We start from the raw sequence: 4526 nt of genomic DNA on the forward strand, positions 1-4526 counted from the left end.
GCTAGATTCACTTTAGGCCCACGCGTAATGTGAAGGAACCGGCGACGTAACGCCAGTAACGGCGCCGGTTCCGACGCACTCCTGCGCATTACCAGAACCTGCTGATTAGTCGAGAAATCACCAGCTGGTGATTTCTGCGGCAGGCCGTCATAGAACGCGAAGGCGCGCACGTGGGAGCCGATCCAGTCTGGAAGCTGCTGGGTCCAGGTGAGCTCCGCAAACGTAAGCCCGGACACGCCGAGCGCAGCGACGAACAGCTCGGCTTCGCGGATTTCACCGGTGCTCGGGTTGATGATGCCCAGCTTCTTGCCAGAGTAGTCGACGAATTCGGTGGTCGACCACCGAATTCGTCTTCTGTGGCGAAGGAATTTCTGTGGCCGCCGATGGCTGTGCGCGCCTCAGGTCCAAACCATCGACGGACGGAGGCTACATAAATTCAATCATAGCGATCGCAAGAACTGCATCAGATCGGAGCCTATCGGTCGTCGCCCCAATGACGCATTGCTCTGCTCCAGACACGCCAAGGCGCGCGCTTTCATTTCCACGTCAATCTGAGCATAAATATTTGTCGTGCTGAGCGACACATGCCCCAGCCATGCGCGGATGGTGTTGATGTCCACACCAGCACGTAGCAGGAACGTCGCCGTCGTGTGCCGAATTGTATGTGGACTAACGCGCTTGGCATTAAGCTCCGGCATCTGGTCTGCCGCGCGAGCCGCATGACGCTCTACTACGGCGTGAATTCCAAAGCGAGTCATGGGTTGACCACAGCGATTCAGGAATACATGTTGTTGTGGTGACCGCCCGGCGATCAGCAAGCCGATCTCGTCCGCGGTATGGAGCCACAATGGACACAAACGCGTCCTGCTACCCTTTCCGTGCAGCGTGACGAGAGAATTTCCTTTACGTGATTTATCCAGTTGCAGATCGGCCACCGTGAGTTGAGCGAGTTCGCTCGCACGTGCGCCTGTATTGTATAAGAACAGCAACGTTGCATAATCGCGCGAGCCCTGTTCCGTTCGCCGGTCGGGGGACGCCAGGAGTGCATTCTCTGCTTTTTCCAGATAGGAGATTTGAGGTCTCGCATACCTCCTGAACGGGATTGCAAGTATAGCTGCCGCCCACGGCAGGTGTTCGGGACCATATTCGCCCACGAAGCGAGCGAAGGTATGGAGTGCAGCCAGCTTTTGATTGATCGTCCTGGCACAGCACTCGCCACGCGTTGCGAGATCTGAGAGAAACTGTGTGATCAATTCGCGGTTGATATCGTCGACGCTCAATAGATCTGCACGCTTTTTCATCTTGCATGCTGCAAACCGGATCAGACTTGCGAGTGTGTCGCGGTAGCTTAGCTGAGTGCTTCGTGCCAAATTCCTCTCTGTGACCACATACTCAACCAGAAATCTACGGACCCATGGCGACAACGTGGACGTTTTCATGATGATACGCCTCCTGCATATAGTGCGAACCGCAAGGACGCCTGTGCCAACAACTCCGGCGTCATTGTGAGATACACCTGTGTTGAGACGATGCTCGCATGTCCGAGATACGTCGATAGCGTCGGTAGAAGTGCCTGAACGTCGGCACCTTGCTGATACCACGTCGTTAAACGCCTCACGGCGAAGCTGTGCCTCATGTCATGAAGTCGCGGTTGATAGCGAGCGCCATCGCTTCGCGAAATCCCGGCTTTGGAACGCAGCCGAACAAATGCGTTGTCGACGCACTGGTGCGTCAGACGTTTGCCGCGCTTGCTGATAAGCAAAGGTCTCGCTGGATCGGTGCCGAACCGAGTACCGTACGACCTTTCGTATCCGAGAACAATCCGGGTGAGGGATGGACCTATTGGAACAATCCGCGCTTTGTAAAATTTGGTTTGACGGATGATCAGCATATTTTCGGCGAGATCGACGTCGGCCAGAGTCAAATTCAATGCTTCACTCACACGTAGTCCCGCTCCGTATAGAAACCAGATGAGCGTCCGGAACGTCGGTGGCTCGAGCAGGCATTCATTCGTCGCAATGTCGTCCGTAGCCTTTATGAGGCGATCTATCTCTGCGTACGTATAGACATACGGGCGAAACGGCTGTCCTAAACGCGGCAATATCATTGGAAGTGGTACGTATGGAACAAGTCCATGACCCAGTGCGAAGTTGTAAAATCCGCGTAGTGCCGAATGCTCGCAACGCCAATATGCGGCAGGTGATCCATTCCGACCAAGAAACGCGCGTACCTCCTCACGTTGGATTGAGTCTATTTGCCGATCCGGACCAATGGTTTTCACAAATCGATGCAGTACTACTGCAATTGATCGAGCCCCGCACCCCGTCGCTTTGCGTAACTCGAGATAAAGTTCAACCGCGCGGACAAGTTTCATAGCGCCTCCTTTATCTCAAGATCGGCGACCCGGCGAAGTGCTGTCAGATCGACTTTCGCGTACACGCCGGTGCTGTCGAGGTTGCGGTGACCAAGAAATCCACCGATTTCGTGCATGCTAAAACCACTCGCAAGCAGATAAGTTGCGCAAGCATGGCGCAATGCGTGTGGACCATGATGTCGAATCGGCTCATTCATGGTCATCAGGCGGCGACTTACAATGTGCCAGATGGCTTTGCCGCTGAGCGGAAGATAAGGTGCATGTGCACGCAAGAACACTTGGCGCAGTCGAGTGACAGGCCTGCCTCGCTTCAGGTAATCGCTTATTGCTTCGGCGACAGAGGGGATTAGCGGATACACTTGAACCTGTTGAGTCGGCTTTGTGCGATGGACCGTCAGGATTGCATGCTCCCAGTCCAGATCATCGAGACATAACCGAACCACTTCGGATGATCGCAATCCATATAACACCAGAAGAAGGAGAATGGCGCGATTTCGAAGATCGGAAGGACGCTGACCACCTGCTTCCGTTACCAATCGATTGACAGATTCCCAGGAAGGGCTCGCGGGAAGCGACTCGTTCTTATATGCTCTGCACGGTGGAAGCGCGTCCGCTAGTCCGCGGCGACACCAGCTCTCCGCCTCCGCATAACGTAGGAAACTGCGGACATTGGAGACATAGCGCTGTATCGACACGCGAGTCAATCCATCTGAGCAGGCTTTCAGTTCGAGAATCCTGTCGATGGTTTCAATATTTAGCAAATCTAACCTACTGCCGACACGCCCAATCAGAGTCAAGAATTCGGTCACACGACAAATTTGTGAATAGATTGTGATGGGTGACAGACAACGCTCATCGCGCATGAACGAACGAAATGCCTCGATCTGGACGACGTAGGGGTGTTTCGCGACTTTGCTCTGAAACCATCCAAGGAATTCCAGCCAATCTCTGGCGACCGATATGAAGTGACGTCTACTCCAGTCATTGGTCGTCTGGGTCCGGTGGCTTCCACGTCGCGCAACCCATCGACCTGCGGCGGCCTCAATACGGGTCAAGGACATTGCGGTGGGCGATCTGAGGCGTAGTTCAGCCTGGACATGTAGCAGACAATCCGCCTTGGTTACCAATGTACCCCGCGCTGAACCGAGGCTCAGCAGATGCGCCAGGTAACGGACCCGTTCACGGTAAAGCGGTGCCTTCGTGTGGCGATCGATTGCCGACACGGACTTGAAGAGTTGATCAAACATTATGACCTCCGGGCAGAAGTGGAGGCCCTATATTTTGCGCCCAGTTATGTGTCGTTGATTCGAGTACACTGCTTGTGGTCAGAGCGTCGTAGCCATCGGCGGCCACAGAAATTCCTTCGCCACAGAAGACGAACAGCTTCTGTCCCGGCACGTGCGTTTGCCGCATCGTGACCGGAAGCCGCTGCGCCCATTCCTGGTAGGCCTTGCAGAACCAGCTGTAGCCGCAGCCGTCCGGATGCTGCGCCTTGTATTCCTGCCACAGCAGATCGAGCGTGACGCCTTTTCTGCCGATCTCGCGATGCACCGCCGGCCAGTCCGGCATGCCGCGCGTTGGCTCGCGCCGCGCTGGCGGCGGATACAGCCTCGCCTCGAGCGCCGCATCGTCCGTCAGCAGTTCCGGTGGCAAGGGCCAGCTCAGCCCTGCCAGCCGCGTGCGGCGCAGGTAATGCCACACCGTCGTTGTCGAGGTACCGACCGCGTCGGCGATCTCCCTCTGGTTGCGGTCACACTCGAAATGCAGCCGCAGCACTTCCCTGATTTTGCGCATGGTCAACCTGACATTTGCCATTCGGCACTCCCGACAAAACTGTCGATCGTGCCACCGTTGACCCGCGTCGCCGCCACCCCGAAACCCTGTTCGCGATGGCGTGGAAACCCTGTTCTTTTTGCCGTGGAATCGGCATTAACTTTGCCGTGGAATTCGTGTTCTTTTTGCCGTGGAATCCCTGTTCACTTTGGCGTGGAATATTCACCGGGGCGAACTGGAAGTGCCTTTGCCGATCGGGCTTGTGTATCACCCGAACGGCTCAGTGGCGCTCGATCCTGATGAACAGGTTCGGGGCGCGCTGCAGTTGCTCTTCGACACGTTTCGGCAAGCTGCATCAGCTACCGCAACGGTCAGGCGA

At 55.9% G+C, this 4526-nt stretch carries 3 protein-coding genes and 3 pseudogenes; 1 reads left to right on the plus strand and 5 read right to left on the minus strand.

All coding sequences use genetic code 11. The features are described from left to right. Positions 1 to 140 precede the first annotated feature (140 nt). The 5 genes and pseudogenes from AWB68_RS50395 to AWB68_RS42910 form a co-directional block, all read right to left on the minus strand. Positions 141 to 326: pseudogene (locus tag AWB68_RS50395) on the minus strand (IS21 family transposase); the annotation flags it as partial. A gap of 114 nt (positions 327 to 440) precedes the next feature. After that, positions 441 to 1439 carry a tyrosine-type recombinase/integrase gene (locus AWB68_RS42895; RefSeq protein ID WP_087650175.1) on the minus strand — a complete coding sequence of 333 codons (999 nt, stop codon included), beginning with the start codon at positions 1437 to 1439 and terminating at the stop codon, positions 441 to 443. Then, a complete protein-coding gene (locus AWB68_RS42900; protein ID WP_087650176.1) occupies positions 1436 to 2374 on the minus strand; it encodes a tyrosine-type recombinase/integrase in 939 nt (312 codons plus the stop codon). Before AWB68_RS42900 ends, AWB68_RS42895 begins: the two co-directional genes overlap by 4 nt. After that, positions 2371 to 3621, minus strand: coding sequence for a tyrosine-type recombinase/integrase (locus tag AWB68_RS42905; protein WP_087650177.1), 1251 nt, complete (start codon positions 3619 to 3621; stop codon positions 2371 to 2373). The genes AWB68_RS42900 and AWB68_RS42905 overlap by 4 nt, the downstream gene beginning before the upstream one ends. 103 nt (positions 3622 to 3724) lie before the next feature. After that, positions 3725 to 4189, minus strand: a pseudogene (locus AWB68_RS42910) (sigma factor-like helix-turn-helix DNA-binding protein); the annotation flags it as partial. Positions 4190 to 4337: 148 nt separating this feature from the next. On the opposite strand from AWB68_RS42910, the pseudogene AWB68_RS50400 reads away from it, so the two are divergent. Next, positions 4338 to 4526 (plus strand): annotated as a pseudogene (locus AWB68_RS50400) (hypothetical protein); the annotation flags it as partial.

The organism is Caballeronia choica (assembly GCF_001544535.1).
In the GTDB taxonomy this organism is placed as follows: Bacteria; Pseudomonadota; Gammaproteobacteria; order Burkholderiales; family Burkholderiaceae; genus Caballeronia; species Caballeronia choica.